At 72.0% G+C, this 16,163-nt stretch carries 15 protein-coding genes; 8 read left to right on the forward strand and 7 right to left on the reverse strand.

Features of this window, described 5'->3' with window-relative positions; translation table 11 throughout:
- Window positions 1–63: 63 nt before the first annotated feature.
- Window positions 64–942: a universal stress protein gene (locus ACIHIX_RS15190; RefSeq protein WP_399955102.1), complete on the forward strand. Its 879-nt coding sequence runs from the start codon at window positions 64–66 to the stop codon at window positions 940–942.
- A 1-nt stretch (window position 943) separates the two neighbouring features.
- Here the strand turns inward: ACIHIX_RS15190 and ACIHIX_RS15195 are convergent, their stop codons facing one another.
- The 3 genes from ACIHIX_RS15195 to ACIHIX_RS15205 all read right to left on the reverse strand — a co-directional run bounded on the left by ACIHIX_RS15195 (window position 944) and on the right by ACIHIX_RS15205 (window position 3,970).
- Entirely contained in the window at window positions 944–2,188 is a 1,245-nt protein-coding gene (locus tag ACIHIX_RS15195) for a DUF4032 domain-containing protein (RefSeq protein WP_399955105.1), read from the reverse strand.
- 41 nt (window positions 2,189–2,229) lie between these two features.
- Window positions 2,230–2,976, reverse strand: a complete 747-nt coding sequence (locus ACIHIX_RS15200) for an MBL fold metallo-hydrolase (protein WP_399955107.1) — start codon at window positions 2,974–2,976, stop codon at window positions 2,230–2,232.
- A gap of 361 nt (window positions 2,977–3,337) precedes the next feature.
- A complete protein-coding gene (locus ACIHIX_RS15205; RefSeq protein WP_399955110.1) occupies window positions 3,338–3,970 on the reverse strand; it encodes an alpha-ketoglutarate-dependent dioxygenase AlkB in 633 nt (210 codons plus the stop codon).
- A gap of 116 nt (window positions 3,971–4,086) precedes the next feature.
- Here ACIHIX_RS15205 and ACIHIX_RS15210 point away from each other — a divergent pair, with 116 nt between their 5' ends.
- The gene (locus ACIHIX_RS15210) at window positions 4,087–4,704 is read left to right on the forward strand and encodes a TetR/AcrR family transcriptional regulator (RefSeq protein ID WP_399955113.1); all 618 of its coding nucleotides are present in this window, start codon (window positions 4,087–4,089) and stop codon (window positions 4,702–4,704) included.
- A gap of 16 nt (window positions 4,705–4,720) precedes the next feature.
- On the forward strand, window positions 4,721–6,394 hold the full coding sequence (locus tag ACIHIX_RS15215) for an FAD-binding dehydrogenase (RefSeq protein WP_399955114.1): 1,674 nt from the start codon (window positions 4,721–4,723) through the stop codon (window positions 6,392–6,394).
- A 1,207-nt stretch (window positions 6,395–7,601) separates the two neighbouring features.
- On the opposite strand, the gene ACIHIX_RS15220 is transcribed toward ACIHIX_RS15215, so the two are convergent.
- Entirely contained in the window at window positions 7,602–7,949 is a 348-nt protein-coding gene (locus tag ACIHIX_RS15220; protein WP_399955117.1) for a DUF488 domain-containing protein, read from the reverse strand.
- Between the two features lie 154 nt (window positions 7,950–8,103).
- Here ACIHIX_RS15220 and ACIHIX_RS15225 point away from each other — a divergent pair, with 154 nt between their 5' ends.
- The 4 genes from ACIHIX_RS15225 (at window position 8,104) to ACIHIX_RS15240 (ending at window position 12,832) form a co-directional block, all read left to right on the forward strand.
- A complete protein-coding gene (locus tag ACIHIX_RS15225; protein ID WP_399955120.1) occupies window positions 8,104–9,489 on the forward strand; it encodes a M1 family metallopeptidase in 1,386 nt (461 codons plus the stop codon).
- 61 nt (window positions 9,490–9,550) lie between these two features.
- Entirely contained in the window at window positions 9,551–10,303 is a 753-nt protein-coding gene (locus ACIHIX_RS15230; RefSeq protein WP_399955123.1) for a hypothetical protein, read from the forward strand.
- A gap of 19 nt (window positions 10,304–10,322) precedes the next feature.
- Window positions 10,323–11,003 (forward strand): response regulator, encoded by a 681-nt coding sequence (locus ACIHIX_RS15235; protein ID WP_399955126.1) that lies wholly within the window; start codon window positions 10,323–10,325, stop codon window positions 11,001–11,003.
- Window positions 11,000–12,832: a sensor histidine kinase gene (locus ACIHIX_RS15240; protein WP_399955129.1), complete on the forward strand. Its 1,833-nt coding sequence runs from the start codon at window positions 11,000–11,002 to the stop codon at window positions 12,830–12,832. The genes ACIHIX_RS15235 and ACIHIX_RS15240 overlap by 4 nt, the downstream gene beginning before the upstream one ends.
- Here the strand turns inward: ACIHIX_RS15240 and ACIHIX_RS15245 are convergent.
- Both ACIHIX_RS15245 and ACIHIX_RS15250 read right to left on the reverse strand, forming a co-directional pair.
- Entirely contained in the window at window positions 12,788–13,042 is a 255-nt protein-coding gene (locus ACIHIX_RS15245; RefSeq protein WP_399955132.1) for a WhiB family transcriptional regulator, read from the reverse strand. The two genes, ACIHIX_RS15240 and ACIHIX_RS15245, sit on opposite strands and share 45 nt — an antisense overlap.
- 108 nt (window positions 13,043–13,150) lie before the next feature.
- Entirely contained in the window at window positions 13,151–14,359 is a 1,209-nt protein-coding gene (locus ACIHIX_RS15250; protein ID WP_399955135.1) for a saccharopine dehydrogenase family protein, read from the reverse strand.
- 113 nt (window positions 14,360–14,472) lie between these two features.
- Here ACIHIX_RS15250 and ACIHIX_RS15255 point away from each other — a divergent pair, with 113 nt between their 5' ends.
- Window positions 14,473–15,198: a TetR/AcrR family transcriptional regulator gene (locus ACIHIX_RS15255; protein ID WP_399955138.1), complete on the forward strand. Its 726-nt coding sequence runs from the start codon at window positions 14,473–14,475 to the stop codon at window positions 15,196–15,198.
- Here ACIHIX_RS15255 and ACIHIX_RS15260 read toward each other — a convergent pair.
- Window positions 15,187–16,086 (reverse strand): LysR family transcriptional regulator ArgP, encoded by a 900-nt coding sequence (locus ACIHIX_RS15260; RefSeq protein ID WP_399955140.1) that lies wholly within the window; start codon window positions 16,084–16,086, stop codon window positions 15,187–15,189. The genes ACIHIX_RS15255 and ACIHIX_RS15260 overlap by 12 nt on opposite strands.
- Between the last annotated feature and the right edge of the window lie 77 nt (window positions 16,087–16,163).

Below are 16,163 nucleotides of genomic sequence, written 5' to 3' on the forward strand. Positions count from 1 at the left end.
CGGCAGCGTAGTGAAGACTGGTGCCGAGGTGCCTGATCATTTCGTGGAGAGGGAGACAGCCGTATGACGCGCCCGATCACCGTGGGTTTCGACGGAACCGAGGAGAGCCTCGCCGCCCTGGACTGGGCGGCGCGGGAGGCGGTCCGGCGGGGCCTTGCGCTGCGGGTGGTGCAGGCCTGGCGGTTCCAGGGGGACCTGGCGCTCGACGTGCTGTCCGACCCGGAGACGCAGGCCGGATGGGTACGGGACGCGGTGGCCGAGGCCGCCCGTGCCGTCACCGCACGGCACCCGGGGCTCGACGTGAGCACCGACGTCCTGGAGGGCGGCAGCGTCGACGCGCTGGTGGAGGCCGCGTCGACCGCCGAGCTGCTGGTGCTGGGCTCGCGCGGGCACGGCCCGGTCGTCGGGTTCCTGCTCGGCTCGGTCGGCCAGCAGGTGATCGCGGAGGCGGTACGGCCCGTCGTGCTGGTCCGCGCCGGGGACGACCCCACCGCCGAGGCCGCCGGGCGGGAGATCGTCGTCGGCCAGCAGGGCGAGGACCCCGAGGACAGCGCCGCCGCGCTCGGGTTCGCGTTCGAGACGGCCGCCGCGCGCGGGGCGACGGTACGGGCGGTACGGGCCTGGACGCTGCCGCCGGTGTTCGCCTACAGCCCTGGCTCGCTGAAGCTCCTCGACGAGGCGGGCGGGCTCGAACCGCGCGAGAAGCAGGCGCTGGAGACGGCCCTGGAGCCCTGGCGGGAGCGCTTCCCGGACGTCCCCGTCGTCGAGCACGTCGAGATGGGCAGTGCCGGGCAGGTGCTGCTGTCGGTGGCGGGCCGGGCCCAGCTGATGGTCGTCGGACGCCGGGCCCGTCGTACGGCGGTGGGCGCCCGCATCGGATCCGTGGCGCACGGCGTCCTGCACCACGCGGGCTGCCCGGTGGCCGTGGTCCCGCCGGCCTGAGTCAGTCCTCCGGCACCGGCTCGGTGGGCTGAAGGGTCTCGCGGGCCTTGGGGAGGATGTTGTCGATGTAGTCGGTGACCGCCGTGTCCAGGCCGATGTCGTGCTGGGCCCGCTCGGACATGTACCAGCGGTGTTCCAGCAGCTCGTGGTAGATCTCGGCCGGATCCATCGAGCCGCGCAGCTCCAGCGGTACGGCGCGCACGGTGGGCCGGAACACGTCCCGCACCCAGCGGTGCGCGAGGACCTCGGGGCGGGCGCCGAGGGGGTCGCCCGGGGCGTAGTCGTCCTGGGTGGCCATCCAGCTCTCCAGGTCGTTCAGCAGCCGCCGGGCCTGGTTCTCCTCGGTGTCCAGGCCCGTCAAACGCAGCAGCTGGCGCTGGTGGTGGCCGGCGTCGACGACCTTGGGCACGAAGGTGACCGTGTCGCCGTTGTTCGCGTGCTCGATCTGCATCTCGGCCACGTCGAAGCCGAGGTCGTTGAGGCGGCGGATGCGGCGCTCGATGTAGTGGTACTTGCCCGCCGGGTAGACCGAGGTGCGGGTCAGCTCCTCCCACAGGCTGCGGTAGCGGTTGCAGATCTCCATGCCGAACTCGATCGGGTCGACGGAGGGGTGCAGCGCACCGGAGGCCTCCAGGTCGAGGAGTTCGCCGCTGATGTTCACGCGGGCCAGGTCGAGGTCGTACTCGCGCTGGCCGTTGCTCAGCCGGGGCTGGAGTTCGCCGGTCTCGGCGTCGACGAGATAGGCGGCGTAGGCGCCCGCGTCGCGGCGGAAGAGGGTGTTGGACAGGGAGCAGTCGCCCCACGCGAACCCGGCCAGGTGCAGCCGGACCAGCAGGACGGCGAGCGCGTCCATGAGGCGGTGCATGGTCGCGGGCCGCATCGTCGTCTCGAACATCGACCGGTACGGCATCGAGCCGCCCAGGTGCCGGGTGACCAGGACGGACTCCAGCGGGTTGCCGTCCTGGTCGGTACGTCCGGTGACCACGGCCAACGGGTCCACGGAGGGGATGGCGAGGCGGTCGAGGTCGCGGAGCATGTCGTACTCGTTGAGGGCGGGCCGCTCGGCGAGCTCCTTGACCGCGATCACCTCGTCACCGGCCCGGGCGTAGCGCACGACGTGCCGGGATATGCCGCGCGGCAGCGGGACCAGGACCTCCTCCGGCCACTCCTCCAGGGGGACGTCCCACGGCAGTTCCAGCAGGAGCGCGGGGTGCTCCGGGTTCGTCGCGCTGATCTGCAGTGCCATGGGCCGTTCGTCCTCGTCTCGCGGGTGATCGTCACCTCACCTTAGAGCGCGCGCTCCTTGGCCTGAAGTGCCGCTTCACGGAGTGGACCGCGGTGGGCCGGGCCGTGGCCGGGGAGCATGAGGTCGCCGTCCAGGTCGGCGAGGGCGTCGAGGGAGGCCACGGCACGGGCGCGCTCGTGGTGGAACATGTCCGGCAGCAGCTGCGGGCCCTCGATCCGCGAGGTGGGGTGGCCGCTCACCAGGGCGTCCCCGGAGATCAGCACGCCGGCCTCCGGAAGGTGGAAGGCGACATGGCCGTCGGTGTGGCCCGGCGTGTGCACGGGGACGGGGCGGCCGGGCAGGTCGAGCGGGCCCGGCTTCGGGAACGCCTCGGGCGCGGTCACCGGGACGTGCACCTTGCCGCCGGAGCGGATCGCGTGCAGCGCCCACGGCACGACGCCCGGCCGCCAGCCGTTCCTCAGCACGTCGCCGACGGTGACCTGGTGCAGGAACTCCCGCCGGGCGTGCGGCACTTCGGCCTCGTGCAGCAGGACCGGGGTGCCGTACGTGGCGCGCAGATGCTCGGCGGAGCCCAGGTGGTCGTTGTGGGCGTGGGTGATCAGGACCGCCGTCACCGCCTCCGGTGAACCGGCCACCTGGGTGAGGGAGTCGAGGAGCTGCTCGCGGTCCCCGGGGTAACCGGTGTCGACGAGGGTGACGCCGTCGCCCTCGGTGAGGATCACCCAGTTGGTGTTGGAGCCGTGCACCAGATAGGTGCCGTCGGCGACTTGCTGCACTTCAGCCCGCATGATCATCCCGCGTGTGAGGAGGTTCCCTGCCCGACGGGGGCATCACATCAGACGCGGGGGGCGGGGGGCTCGGCGGGGCCGCCCGCATACCCAGCAGAAAGCGCGTCGGGCGCGTCCGGCGCGCCCCGTACTGGTACGTCACGAAGATCACCGCCAGCGAACCGGCCACCCCGTGGGCGATCCGACGCAGGGCCGCGCGGTGCGCCACCGACTCGCTCACGCGCTCGCCCCGGCTCGCCAACGGCCCTGCCACCGGGGCGAGGAGCAGGCTGAAGGTGACCAGCAGCACCACGAACCACAGATGGCCCGTCTCGAAGTGCCAGTAGGACTCGTGGTAGCTGGAGGCGGCCGCCTCTCCGCCTCAGTGCACGCCGTGCGGGCGGAACTGGACGCTGATGCGCGGTCCCGCGGCGCGTGCGGTCTTCGGTACGCAGTGCTCCCAGGTCCGCTGACAGGTGCCGCCCATCACGACGAGGTCGCCGTGGCCCAGCGGCCGGCGCACCGTCCTCTCCGCGCCGCCACGCACCGGGCGCAGCAGCAGGTCGCGGGGCGCGCCCACCGAGAGGATCGCGACCATGGTGTTCTCGCGGGCACCCCGGCCGATCCGGTCCCCGTGCCAGGCGACGCTGTCCCGGCCGTCGCGGTAGTAGCAGAGGCCGGCCGTGGTGAAGGGTTCACCGAGTTCTTCGGCGTAGTGCGCGCTGAGCGATTCCCGCGCCTCGGCCAGCACCGGGTGCGGGAGCACGTCGTCCCGGCCGTAGTACGCGAGCAGTCGCGGCACGTCGACGACGTTGTCGTACATCTTCCGTCGTTCGGCCCGCCACGGGACCTCGGCGGCGAGCTGTTCGAAGAGGGTGTCGGAGCCTGCCAGCCAGCCGGGCAGCACGTCGATCCAGGCGCCGGAGCCGAGCTCGGTACGGGCGACTCCGTCGAGGGGGCCGAGGCTCAGGCGGTCGGTCTGGTCGAAGAGCGAGGACTGGAGGTGCGTGCTCATGCATCCAGCGTACTCCCTATTCGAATATCTGTTCCCATCGCGGAGGGAGCCCCTTCGGACCCCTTTTGATACACCGGTGTATCGGATACATTCCCGTATCGAATGGAGGCCGGCCCGTGGACGCAGTGCGACGAGTGACGAAACGCCGGGTGCGCACCCGTGCCAACCTGCTCGACGCCGCCTTCGCCGTGTTCGCCGCCAAGGGCTTCGGGCGGGTCTCCATCGAGGAGGTCTGTGAGGCCGCCGGGTACAGCAGGGGCGCTTTCTACTCGAACTTCGACAGCCTCGACGAGCTGTTCTTCGCGCTCTACCGGGAACGCGCCGACCTGATCGCCGACCAGGTCTCCGGCGCGCTGGCCCTCGACGGGCCCGACCTCGACGTGCCGGCCGCCGTGGACCGGGTCACCGAGGTGCTGCTCCTCGACCGGGACTGGCTGCTGGTGAAGACGGACTTCCTGGTGCACGCCGCCCGGGAACCGGCCGTCGCCGAGAGCCTCCTCGAACACCGGGCGCGGCTGCGCGAGGCGATCAAGGAACGCCTCGCCCGCGCGCGGGGCCACACCGAACTGCCCGCCGTGCTCGCCGGCCTCGACGGTGCCGCCCACGCCGTCGTCGCCGCGTACGACGGGGTCACCACCCAACTGCTCCTGGACCGGGACGTGGAACGTGCCCGGACCTGGCTGAAGCAACTGCTCACCGCGCTGCTGACCGACGGCAGCGACACCACCGTATGAGGAAGGGACGGTCGCCATGGATGCCGACGTCATCGTCGTCGGAGCCGGACTCGCCGGCCTGGTCGCCGCGCACGAACTGACCAGCCGGGGCCGCCGGGTCGCGCTGGTGGACCAGGAGAACGCCGCCAACCTCGGCGGGCAGGCCTTCTGGTCCTTCGGCGGGCTCTTCATCGTGGACTCCCCGGAGCAGCGGCGGCTCGGCATCAAGGACTCCTTCGACCTGGCCTGGAGCGACTGGCAGGGCAGCGCCGGCTTCGACCGGGTCGAGGACGAGGACTCCTGGGCGGTGCGCTGGGCGCGTGCCTACGTCGAGTTCGCGGCCGGCGAGAAGCGGTCCTGGCTGGAGGGGCACGGCATCAAGTTCCTGCCCACGGTCGGCTGGGCCGAGCGCGGTGATCTGCGCGCCCACGGACACGGCAACTCCGTGCCGCGCTTCCACATCGCCTGGGGCACCGGCACCGGCGTGGTCGAGCCCTTCGTGAACCATGCCAAGCAGGCCGCCCGCGACGGACTGCTGACCTTCTACCACCGTCACCAGGTCGACGCCCTGGTCATTGAGGAGGGCCAGGCCCGCGGCGTACGCGGCACCGTCCTCGCCGAGGACAACTCCGCGCGCGGCGTGAAGTCCAACCGTGACCGCGTCGGCGACTTCGAACTCACCGCCCAGGCCGTCGTCGTCACCACCGGCGGCATCGGCGCCAACCACGACATCGTGCGCCGCTACTGGCCCGAGCGGCTCGGCACCCCGCCCGGTGAGATGGTCACCGGCGTCCCCGCCTATGTCGACGGACGGATGCTCGACATCAGCGCCGAGGCGGGCGTACGGCTCGTCAACCGCGACCGTATGTGGCACTACACGGAGGGCATCCAGAACTGGGACCCGATCTGGCCGGGCCACGGCATCCGCATCCTCCCGGGCCCGTCGTCCCTCTGGTTCGACGCCCTCGGCCGCCGCCTGCCCGACCCGTGCCTGCCCGGTTACGACACCCTCGGCACCCTCAAGCACCTGCGCACCACCGAGGACATCGCCGGGTACGACCACTCCTGGTTCATCCTCACCCAGAAGATCATCGAGAAGGAGTTCGCGCTGTCGGGCTCCGAGCAGAACCCCGACATCACCGCCAAGGACAGGGTCGGCTTCCTCAAGACGCGCGTGCTGGGCAAGGGGGCGCCGGGGCCGGTCGACGCGTTCCTGCGCAAGGGCGCCGACTTCGTCACCGCGCCCGGTCTTGAGGAACTCGTGGAGAAGATGAACGCCCTGACGGACAAGCCGCTCCTGGACGCCGCCGAGGTGCGCCGCCAGATCGAGGCCCGAGACCTCCAGATCGCCAACCCGTACAGCAAGGACGCCCAGGTCCAGGGCATCCGCAACGCCCGCCGCTACATCGGCGACAAGCTCGGCCGCGTCGCCACCCCTCACCGCGTCCTCGACCCCGAGGCCGGCCCGCTCATCGGCGTCAAGCTGCACGTCCTGACCCGAAAGACCCTCGGCGGCATCCAGACCGACCTGGACTCCCGCGCCCTGTCCGCCGACGGCACCCCGATCGAGGGCCTGTACGCGGCCGGCGAGGTGGCCGGCTTCGGCGGCGGTGGCGTCCACGGCTACAACGCCCTGGAGGGCACGTTCCTCGGCGGCTGCCTGTTCTCGGGCCGCGCGGCGGGCCGGGCGGCGGCGAAGCAGACGGGCTGAGGCGTGACGTGAGGGGCGTCGCATGAGGGCCCTCTTTGCATGAGGACGCTATGTGAGGGGCGGCGCGATCGGCGAGGGCGTGAGTCCTGCGGCGGTGTGTCTGACGGGGACGTCAGCGCGGCGGCGGGTGCCCGGCGGGCTTGTCAGCGCGGTGGTGGACTGTCCGGTGAGATCGGAGCCCGGCGGCGGGTGTCTGGCGGGCAGCTCAGTCCGGCTGTGCCGCGGCTGCCGGGTTGTCAGTACGGCTGCGGATGTCTGGTGGGGTGGGCGTCTGGCGGGTGTGTGACCCGGGTGGGCTTGGCGTCCGGCGGCTTGTGCGACGCTGGTGCGCTTGTTGACCGGCCGGCGGGTGGGTGACCGCGTGGGCTTGTTGACCGGCGGGTGGGTGACCGCGTGGGCTTGTTGACCGGCGGGTGTGCGACCGCGTGGGCTTGTTGACCGGCGGGTGTGCGACCGCGTGGGCTTGTTGACCGGCGGGTGTGCGACCGCGTGGGCTTGTTGCCCGGCAGGTGGGGGACCGCGTGGGCTTGGCGTCCGGCGGGCGTGCGAACCGGGGTGGGCTCGTTGCCCGGTAGACGGGCGACCGGGTGGGCTTCTTACCCAGTAGGCGTGCGACCCGGTGGGCTGGGCGTCCGGCAGCCGTGCGGTCGGCTGGGCTTGCCAATAGGCAGGTGGGTGACCGGCGGCCTCGTCACCCGGCAGCCATGCGCCCGGGTGGGTTTGTGATCCGGGAGGCTCGTGGCCCTGGGGCTTGCCGCCTGGCGGGGGTGTGCCCTGGGGCTCGTCATCCGGCGGGGGTGTGCCCTGGGGCTTGCCGCCTGGCGGGGGTGTGCCCTGGGGCTTGCCGCCCGGCGGGGGTGTGCCCTGGGGCTTGCCGCCCGGCGGGGATGTGCCCTGGAGCTCGTCGCCCGGCAGGGATGCGCCCTGGAGCTTGCCGCCCCGCAGGCGTGTGACCTGCGGGCTCCCTGCCCCGCGCGCGTGTGTGACCTGCGGGCTCGCCCCCGCGCGTGTGACCTGTGGGCTCCCTGCCCCGCAGGCGTGTGACCTGCGGGCTCGCCCCCGCGCGTGTGACCTGTGGGCTCCCTGCCCCGCAGACGCGCGACCTGCGGGCTCGCCGTCCCGCGGCCTTGCGATCGCCCAGCTGCCACGTCGGTTGGACGCGGTCGGTCCTGGGCCTCTCGCTGACAGTCGCGTGACCGGGGCGTCCTCACCTCAACAGCCGCACGAGCACGGCCGCGTGGCTCTCCTCCGGGGTTTTCGCGGACGTCAGCAGGGTCACCGGGCCCTTGTTCGTCAACTCGCGGACGTGGGCGAGGAGTTCGGCGGCCTCGGGTGCGGCCAGCTCTGCCTCGTAGCGGCGCGCGAACTCCTCGTACGAGCCCTCGCCCGCGTGGTACCAGCGGCGCAGCTCGGTCGACGGGGTCATGGCCTTGGGCCACTCGTCCACCCGGGCCGCGTCCTTCGACAGGCCGCGCGGCCACAGCCGGTCGACCAGGACACGGACGCCGTCCTCCGGCTCGGGCGACTCGTAGACGCGGCGGATGCGAACGCTCATGGCAGGGCCTTTCCGGGGCGACGGCGGGTGTGCCGGAGCGTAACTCCGTGCACGGCGTGACTTGACCCGACGCAGGGAGAGTTCCACGGAGATCACCCTTAGTGTGAGGCCGTTACAGCAGCCCCGCCCCCACCCCCCAACCGCAGGAGCGCCCGTGCCACGAGCCGTCAGACGCACCCTCGTCCTCGGAACCGTCCCCGTCGCCCTCGTCGCCCTGCTCGGCGCCGCGGCACCCCCGACGGCTGGCTCGCCCGGCGACGGCGACCCGTACTTCCCGCTCGCGGGCAACGGCGGCTACCACGTCCACCACTACGACCTGACCCTCCGTTACGACCCGGCGAGCCGCCGTCTCGACGGCACGGCCGTCCTGACCGCCCGCGCCACCCAGGGCCTGAGCCGCTTCAACCTGGACCTGAACGGCCTCAAGGTCACCGGGCTGAAGGTCGGCCGCGACAAGGCGGACTTCAGCCGCCACGGACAGGAACTCACCGTCACCCCGCGCAAGGCCCTGCACAAGGGACAGTGGTTCCGCGTCACCGTCACCTACGCCGGCAAGCCCGCCCCCGTCACCGACCCGGACGGCTCCCTCGACGGCTGGATCCCCACCGACGACGGCGCCTTCGTCGCGGGCGAGCCGCAGGGCGCGATGACCTGGTTCCCGGCGAACAACCACCCCAAGGACAAGGCGTCGTACGACTTCACCATCACCGTTCCCGACGGCCGCACCGCCGTCGCCAACGGCGTGCTGCTCGGCCGGCACAGCGCGCACGGGAAGACCACGTTCCGCTGGCGGCAGAGCGAGCCCATGGCCGCCTACCTGGCCACGGCCACGGTCGGGAAGTTCAAGGTGACGCAGTACACCACCCGCGACGGCATCCAGGTCTACAACGCCGTCGACCCGCGCGAGGCGGCCGCGGCGGACCCCGTGCTGAAGAAGCTGCCGTCCGTCCTGGAGTGGGAGAGCGGGCTCTTCGGGCCGTACCCCTTCAAGGCCGCCGGCTCGATCGTGGACCGGGCCCCGAACGTCGGCTACGCACTGGAGACCCAGACCCGGCCGGTGTACGACCAGGCGCCCGACCTGAGCACCCTCGTGCACGAGAGCGCGCACCAGTGGTTCGGTGACTCGGTCAGCCTCACCTCCTGGAAGGACATCTGGCTCAACGAGGGCTTCGCGACGTACGCCGAGTGGCTCTACGAGGAGCAGCACGGCGGCGACAGCGCGCAGAAGACCTTCGACGCGCTGTACGCCCGACCGGCGGCCGACGACCTGTGGGAGTTCCCGCCCGGCGACCCGGGCAGCGGCGCGAACATCTTCGGCACACCGGTGTACGCGCGCGGCGCCATGGCCCTGCACAAGCTCCGCACGGCAGTCGGGGACCGGACGTTCTTCCGGATCCTGCGGGCCTGGGCCGCCGAACACCGGGACGGGCACGGGACGACCGCGCAGTTCGTGGCGCTCGCGGAGCGTGCGTCGGGCAAGGACCTGGACGGTCTGTTCCGGACGTGGGTGTACGGACAGGGCAAGCCGAGCACACCGTAGCGAAGCCGAACCCGCCCCCCGACCTGACGAGTTCCAAACAAGTGTCGGCGAAGGTCGACGCATGATCATTCGCAGACCCCATGTCGCGCTGCTGACCGCCTCCCTCGTGCTCACGGGGTGCGGGGGAGGGGCCGTGGCGACCACCGGGCACGCGCCGGGCACCCCCGAGCGTCCGCCGGTCACCACGACGATCCGGCCCGCGCCCCCGATCTCCCTGGACGTCGCCCCGCAGCAACTGCCCGGACTGGGGCCGAAGACCTGGGCGCAGGTGCCGGACGACGCCCGGCAGGCCGTCGTCGTCACCGGACGCGGCAAGAAGTCCCCGCGATCCACGGTCGTCCTGTACGAGCGCACCGAGGCGGGATGGGAGGCCGGGGAGACCTGGGCCGCGCACAACGCGCTGCGCGGCTGGACCGACGACCACCACGCCGGCGATCTGCGCTCGCCGATCGGTGTCTTCGGCCTCACCGACGCCGGCGGACTGCTCCGCGACCCCGGCACCCGCCTGCCCTACGACCAGGGCGGCGGCTTCACCGTGTCCGGCACCGGCTTCGCGGGCGAGCCCCTGGCGGGCTCCTTCGACTATGTCGTCGCGATCGACTACAACCGCAGGCCCGGTACTTCCCCCCTCGACTGGACCCGCCCCCTCGGCGCCGGCCGCGGCGGCGGCATATGGCTGCACGTCGACCACGGCGGCCCCACCCACGGCTGCGTCAGCATCGCCGAGAAGCACATGAAGAGACTCCTCCTCGCCCTGGACCCGGACCGGCATCCGGTCGTCGTCATGGGCGACGCCGACTCCCTCGCCCGCTGAGCCGCTTAGGATCCGCCACGTGTGCGCACATGTGCTGGTCGCCGAGGACGACGAGATGCAGGCCGAACTCATACGCCGCTCCCTGCTGGCGGAGGGCCACACCGCCACCGTCGTGCACGACGGCGGCGCCGCCCTCGACGCGGTGCGGCGGCTGCGGCCCGACCTGGTCGTACTCGACCTGATGCTGCCCGTGTTCGACGGGCTCGGCGTGTGCCGGGCGCTGCGGCGGGAGGGGGACGTCCCGGTGCTCATGCTCACCGCGCGCGCCTCCGAGGACGACATCCTGCTCGGCCTGGACGTCGGCGCCGACGACTACATGACCAAGCCGTACAGCCCGCGCGAGCTGATGGCGCGGATCCGGACGGTGCTGCGACGCAGTGGACACGGGGCGGGCCCCGTACGGGCCGCCGGGCTCCAGGTCGACCCCGTACGGCACGAAGTGCGCTGCGACGGCGAGGCGGTGGAGTGCACACCCGCCGAGTTCGCCATCCTGCTCGCCATGACCGCGGAACCCGAACGGGTCTTCTCCCGGCGGCAGTTGCTGGAGTGCACCCGAGGCATCGACCGCGCGTCCACCGAGCGGGCCGTCGACGTCCACATCATGAACCTGCGCCGGAAGATCGAGGCCGACCCGCGCAGGCCGGTCCGGCTGCTGACCGTGTTCGGCGTCGGCTACAAGCTCAGCGGCGGCCGTGGATGAGCCGCCGCATACCCCTGCGCAAACGCCTGTCGGTCCGGCTGCTCGTCGCCTCGGTGCTGATCGCCGTGTGCTCGGTGGCGGCGACCGCGTGGCTGGCGGTGGAGACGACCACCCGGGCACTACGGGCCGAACAGGGCCAGGTGCTCGCCGAGGACATGGACGTCCTCGCCCGGCTGAGCGGATACGCGGCGACCCACCCGACGTGGCAGGGAGTCGACGCGCTCGTCCGGTCCCTGTCCGAGAAGACCGGCCGCCGGATCGCCCTGACCACGGCCGACCGCACCCCCCTCGCCGACTCCGCGCCGGCCGGCACCTCCCTGCCGCCGCGCGCCGCAGCCACCGTCGACCCCCTGCGCACCGACACCTACACCGAGCGCGGGGCGCAGCGCAGCGGCGTCGATCCCCGGGTGGTCGGGCCGTACCTGCTGACCGAGCAGGAGAGCGTCAAGCTGGGGAAACTGGCCCTGGTGCGGCAGAAGTGCTTCGCCCGGTTCGGCATCGAGACCAGCATCGTCGAGACACCCAGCGGGCGGCCGGTCCTCAGCAACGACGACGAGGTGCCGACCGACTGCGCCGACGGACGGCTCAACACCCCCACCCCCAGCGAGGAGAAGGCCCTCACGGACCTGACGGAACGGGCCCGCGACTGTCTGGGCCGGCACGACGTGAAGTCCGCGAAGGCGCTGTTCGTCCGCCTCGACTTCGTCGAGCGGAGCCTGGGAGGCCGCTACCAGCTCGGAAAGATCGACGTACCGCCCGGCTCGGACACCGCCCGCGTCCTGCAGAACTGCGTCGACAGCGCACGCCGCGCCCAGCTCGACCCGTATGTCGCGCCGACCGCCGAGCTGTTCCTGGGGGGCGGGGACCGTACCGCCGTACGGTTCGACATGTCACCCGCCAACAAGGCCAAGGTCGTCGGTGTCGCCGGGCTGGTGCTCGCCGTCACCGTCGCCGTGACCGCCGTCGTCGCCACGCGGCTCGTCCGGCCGCTCCGCGCGTTGACCGCGGCTGCCCAACAGCCACCTCAGCTGCATGTGCGGGTGCCCGTGACCACGCGCGACGAGACCGGCATCCTCGCCGCGGCCTTCAACGACCTCACCGAACGCCGGGAACGCCTTGAGGACCAGCGCAAGGCGATGGTCAGCGACATCGCCCACGAACTGCGCAGCCCGCTCACCAACATCCGCGGCTGGCTGGAAGTGACCAAGGACGGCGTCGTGGCCCCCGCCCCCGAACTGCTGGCCTCCCTGCACGAGGAGGCGCTCGTCCTCCAGCGGATCATCGACGACCTCCAGGACCTCGCCGCCGCCGACGCCGGCACACTGCGGCTGCAACGGGAACCCGTCCGTGCCGACGAACTGCTCGGGCAGGTCGCCGCGGCCCACCGGGTGGCTGCCGACACCGCGGGCGTCACCCTGCGCACCGGGACGGACGGGGAGCCCTGGCTCGACGCCGACCCGGTCCGCATGCGGCAGGCCCTCGGCAACCTCGTCTCCAACGCGCTGCGGCACACACCCGTGGGCGGAGTCGTCACCCTCGCGGCACGGTGCGAGGGTGACGACGTGGTCCTCGAAGTCACCGACACCGGAAGCGGTATCGCACCGGAGGACCTCCCGCAGGTCTTCGACCGCTTCTGGCGCGCCGAGAAGTCCCGCAGCCGCCGTACCGGAGGCAGTGGTCTCGGTCTGCCGATCGTCCGCCATCTGATGGCCGCGCACGGCGGCACCGTGGAGGTGGCGAGCGAACCGGGAGCCGGGAGCGTGTTCACCCTGCGCGTGCCGGGTCTAGTGGGAGGAGCGCCCGGCCCTGGCCCGGCGCCGTTGCAGTGAACGTCGTTCGGCCTCGCTCGTACCGCCCCAGACCCCGATGGCCTGCCCGGACTCCATGGCCCACTCCAGACACTGCTCCCGTACGGGGCAGCGGTGGCAGACGGCCTTGGCCTGTTCCGTCTGGACCAGGGCCGGGCCGGTGTTGCCGATCGGGAAGAAGAGGTCGGGGTCCTCGTGGCGGCATGCGGCATGGTTTCGCCAGTTGTCCATCGATGTCACCTGCGCTCGAAGTCGTCCGTGCCCTCGCGGATGGCTTACTCGCTTTCGGGTCACCTGTCGATGCGCATGTGAAACAACGGAATTGAGGAAATCCGGATCTCACTGCTCGCGCAGACCCCACGGGGAGCCGTAATCGGTGAGCAGATCCAGGAACGGGCCGGCCGGGAAGGCCTCCGGACCGAGGACGCCCGCGCCCTTCCACGCGCCCGTGGCGAGGAGTTCGAGGGCGACGACCGGGTTGACCGCCGTCTGCCACACCACGGCCTGGCTGCCGTACTCCGCCATGGACCACTGGTTGTCGACCACGTGGTACAGGTACACCTCACGCGGCGCCCCGTCCTTGACGCCCTTCACCCAGGTGCCGGCACAGGTCTTGCCGTGCATCCGCTCGCCCAGCGTCGCCGGGTCGGGCAGACAGGCCGCCACGACGTCCCGCGGGGAGACCCGCGCGTCGCGGACCGCGACCGGCTCGGTGCGGTCGAGGCCCAGCTTGTGCAGGGTCTTGAGGACCTCGATGAACTCGTTGCCCAGGCCGTACTTGAACGTGACGCGGCGCGCTCCGATCCACCGCGGGATCAGCAGCACCTCCTCGTGCTCGACGTTCACGCACTCCACCGGGCCGATGCCCTCGGGGAAGTCGAAGACCTCGGGCTCGCTGAACGGCGCGGTGGTGAACCAGCCGCGGTCGGCCTCGTAGACCACCGGTGGGTTGAGGCACTCCTCGATCGTGGTCCAGATGCTGAAGGAGGGCGCGAAGTCGTAGCCGTCGACGGTGAGGTTCGCGCCGTCGCGGACGCCGATCTCCTCGATCTCGTCGAAGAGTTCATCGGCCGCGTACCGCGCGAAGACGTCCGAGAGACCCGGCTCGACACCCATGCCGACGAGGGCCAGCCGCCCCGCCTGCTCCCACTCCACGGCTTCCTCGAACTGCGCGTCGCCCAGCTTGACCCCGCACTCGTCGTAAGGACGGTCGGGGTGCGGACGCGACAGGGACATCGCCATGTCGACATAGGTGGCGGAGGCGCTGCGGGCCGCGCGGAACAGCGGCATCACGAAGCGGGGGTCGGTGGCGTTGAGGAGGACGTCGCAGCCGTGCCGCTCCAGCAGCGCCACCACCGCGGGCTCGTCGTTCGCGTCGACCCGCTCGGCCCGGAACCGGGCCCCGGCCCCGCCGAGCGCCGCGACGGCGGCCTCGGCCCGCGCCAGGTCGTAGTCGGCCACCACCATCGCCTCGAAGAACGGCCTCCGGGCGGCGATCCGGGTGATGGCGCCACCCACTCCACCGGCACCCACGAGCAGTACACGCATGACAAGACTCCTACGGCTGAAGGTCTACGACGTGAAGGGGCCCTGTGCTCGATACAACGCCGTCGGCTCCATTAAGGTCAATGGCGTTGGCATAAGCGTGGGAGGTCCTGGCCGTGCCGAAGCCCGTGGTGCCCGAGGAGAAGCGGCGCCGTCGCCGGCCCACCAAGAGCGGCACCGTCCTGTCCGAGGAACTGATCGTCAAGACCGCGCTGCGGATGCTGCGTGAACACGGCACCGAGGGCCTGACCGCCCGCCGCCTCGGCCTCGCCCTCGACGCCGACCCGAGCACCCTGTACCGCTACTTCCGCGGCATGGACGACCTGACCCTCGCCATCGGCGACGCGCTCATCGGACAGGCCCTGCGCGGCTGGAAGCCGACGGGGGAGTGGCGGGCGGACCTGCGGGCCGTCGGGCGCCGCGTCCACGCCGCGTACGTCGCCCATCCGCAGGCCGCCCTGCTGACCACGAACCGGGTCACCGGCCGCCCCAATGAACTGGCGGCCGACGAGGCGGTCCTCGACGTGCTGCGCACGGCGGGGTTCCCGCTGTCCGACACCGTGCGGATCTACCACGCCTTCATCGACCAGACCCTCGCCTTCGCCGCGCTCGACGCCGCCTCCCTCGCCCTGCCGAGCGCCGCGCTCCACGCCGACGAGGACATGTGGCGCTCGACCTACGCCCATCTGCCCCGCACCACCCACCCGCGTATCGCCGAGGCCGCGCCGCTGCTGGCGCAGCGCATGGTCGACAGCGCATATCCGACGGCGCTGGAGATGCTGCTGGACAGTGCGGAGGCCCAGTTGGCCGCGCTGGCCGGCGGTTCCGGCTCAGCTCCGTAGCGCCTGCGCCGCCGCGGCCGTCACCGCCTCGGCGACCGCGGCCAGGGCGGGGGAGTCCAGCTTCCACTGCTGCCAGTACAGAGGGACGTCGAACGGCCGCTCCGGTACCAGCGAGAGCAGACGCCCGGTGCGCAGCAGGTCGCCCGCCTGCACCTCCGGGACCATGCCCCAGCCCAGCCCCAGGGCGATCGCCTCCACGAACCCCTCGGAGGTGGGGACGGCGTGCCGGACCGGGCCGGCACCGCCGGCGCCCTGACGCAACTCCCGGACGAAACGGTCCTGGTAGGAGTCGCGCCGGTCGAAGGTCACCACCGGCGCCTCGGCCAGCGCGTCGCCCAGCGGCCCGGCGAGAAACCGCTCCACGAAGTCGGGGGCGGCCGCCGCGACGTACCGCATCCGGCCCAGCGGACGTACCGAGCAGCCCGACACCGCGTCGGGCGACGACGTCACCGCGGCCATCACCAGGCCCTCCCGCAGCAGGGTCGCGGTGTGCTCCTCGTCCTCGCGGTGCAGTTCGAAGGAGAGCGGCGGCACGTCCGGCACCCGGGTCAGCGCGGGCAGGAACCATGTCGCGAGCGAGTCGGCGTTGACCGCGATCGAAACGCGTGTCGGCTCGCCGTCCGGGCCCGCGCCGAGCTCGGACCACGCGTCCCGCTCCAGCCGGGCCAGCTGGCGCGCGAACCGCACGACCACCTCGCCCGACTCGGTCGGCCGCACCGGCTTCGCCCGCACGAGCAGCACCCGGCCCGTGCGCTGCTCCAGCGCCTTGACCCGCTGACTGACCGCCGACGGCGTCAGACGCAGCACCGCGGCGGCCGCGTCGAAGGTGCCCTCGTCGACCACCGCGAGCAGGGTCCGCACCTGGTCGAGCGGAAGCTCTGCCATCATGACCACATCACGAGAGCTAATGATACGTAAGAATCTTTAGCTGTACTCCAGTAAGGCTCCTGACTAGCGTCGATGCC

Source organism: Streptomyces sp. NPDC051913 (assembly GCF_044593635.1).
Classification (GTDB): Bacteria; Actinomycetota; Actinomycetes; order Streptomycetales; family Streptomycetaceae; genus Streptomyces.

Coding starts and splice junctions, on each gene's coding strand:
- ACIHIX_RS15190 (WP_399955102.1), top strand. CDS start 64: ATGACGCGCCCGATCACCGTGGGTTTCGACGGAACCGAGGAGAGCCTC.
- ACIHIX_RS15195 (WP_399955105.1), bottom strand. CDS start 2,188: ATGGCACTGCAGATCAGCGCGACGAACCCGGAGCACCCCGCGCTCCTG.
- ACIHIX_RS15200 (WP_399955107.1), bottom strand. CDS start 2,976: ATGCGGGCTGAAGTGCAGCAAGTCGCCGACGGCACCTATCTGGTGCAC.
- ACIHIX_RS15205 (WP_399955110.1), bottom strand. CDS start 3,970: ATGAGCACGCACCTCCAGTCCTCGCTCTTCGACCAGACCGACCGCCTG.
- ACIHIX_RS15215 (WP_399955114.1), top strand. CDS start 4,721: ATGGATGCCGACGTCATCGTCGTCGGAGCCGGACTCGCCGGCCTGGTC.
- ACIHIX_RS15220 (WP_399955117.1), bottom strand. CDS start 7,949: ATGAGCGTTCGCATCCGCCGCGTCTACGAGTCGCCCGAGCCGGAGGAC.
- ACIHIX_RS15230 (WP_399955123.1), top strand. CDS start 9,551: ATGATCATTCGCAGACCCCATGTCGCGCTGCTGACCGCCTCCCTCGTG.
- ACIHIX_RS15240 (WP_399955129.1), top strand. CDS start 11,000: ATGAGCCGCCGCATACCCCTGCGCAAACGCCTGTCGGTCCGGCTGCTC.
- ACIHIX_RS15245 (WP_399955132.1), bottom strand. CDS start 13,042: ATGGACAACTGGCGAAACCATGCCGCATGCCGCCACGAGGACCCCGAC.
- ACIHIX_RS15250 (WP_399955135.1), bottom strand. CDS start 14,359: ATGCGTGTACTGCTCGTGGGTGCCGGTGGAGTGGGTGGCGCCATCACC.
- ACIHIX_RS15260 (WP_399955140.1), bottom strand. CDS start 16,086: ATGATGGCAGAGCTTCCGCTCGACCAGGTGCGGACCCTGCTCGCGGTG.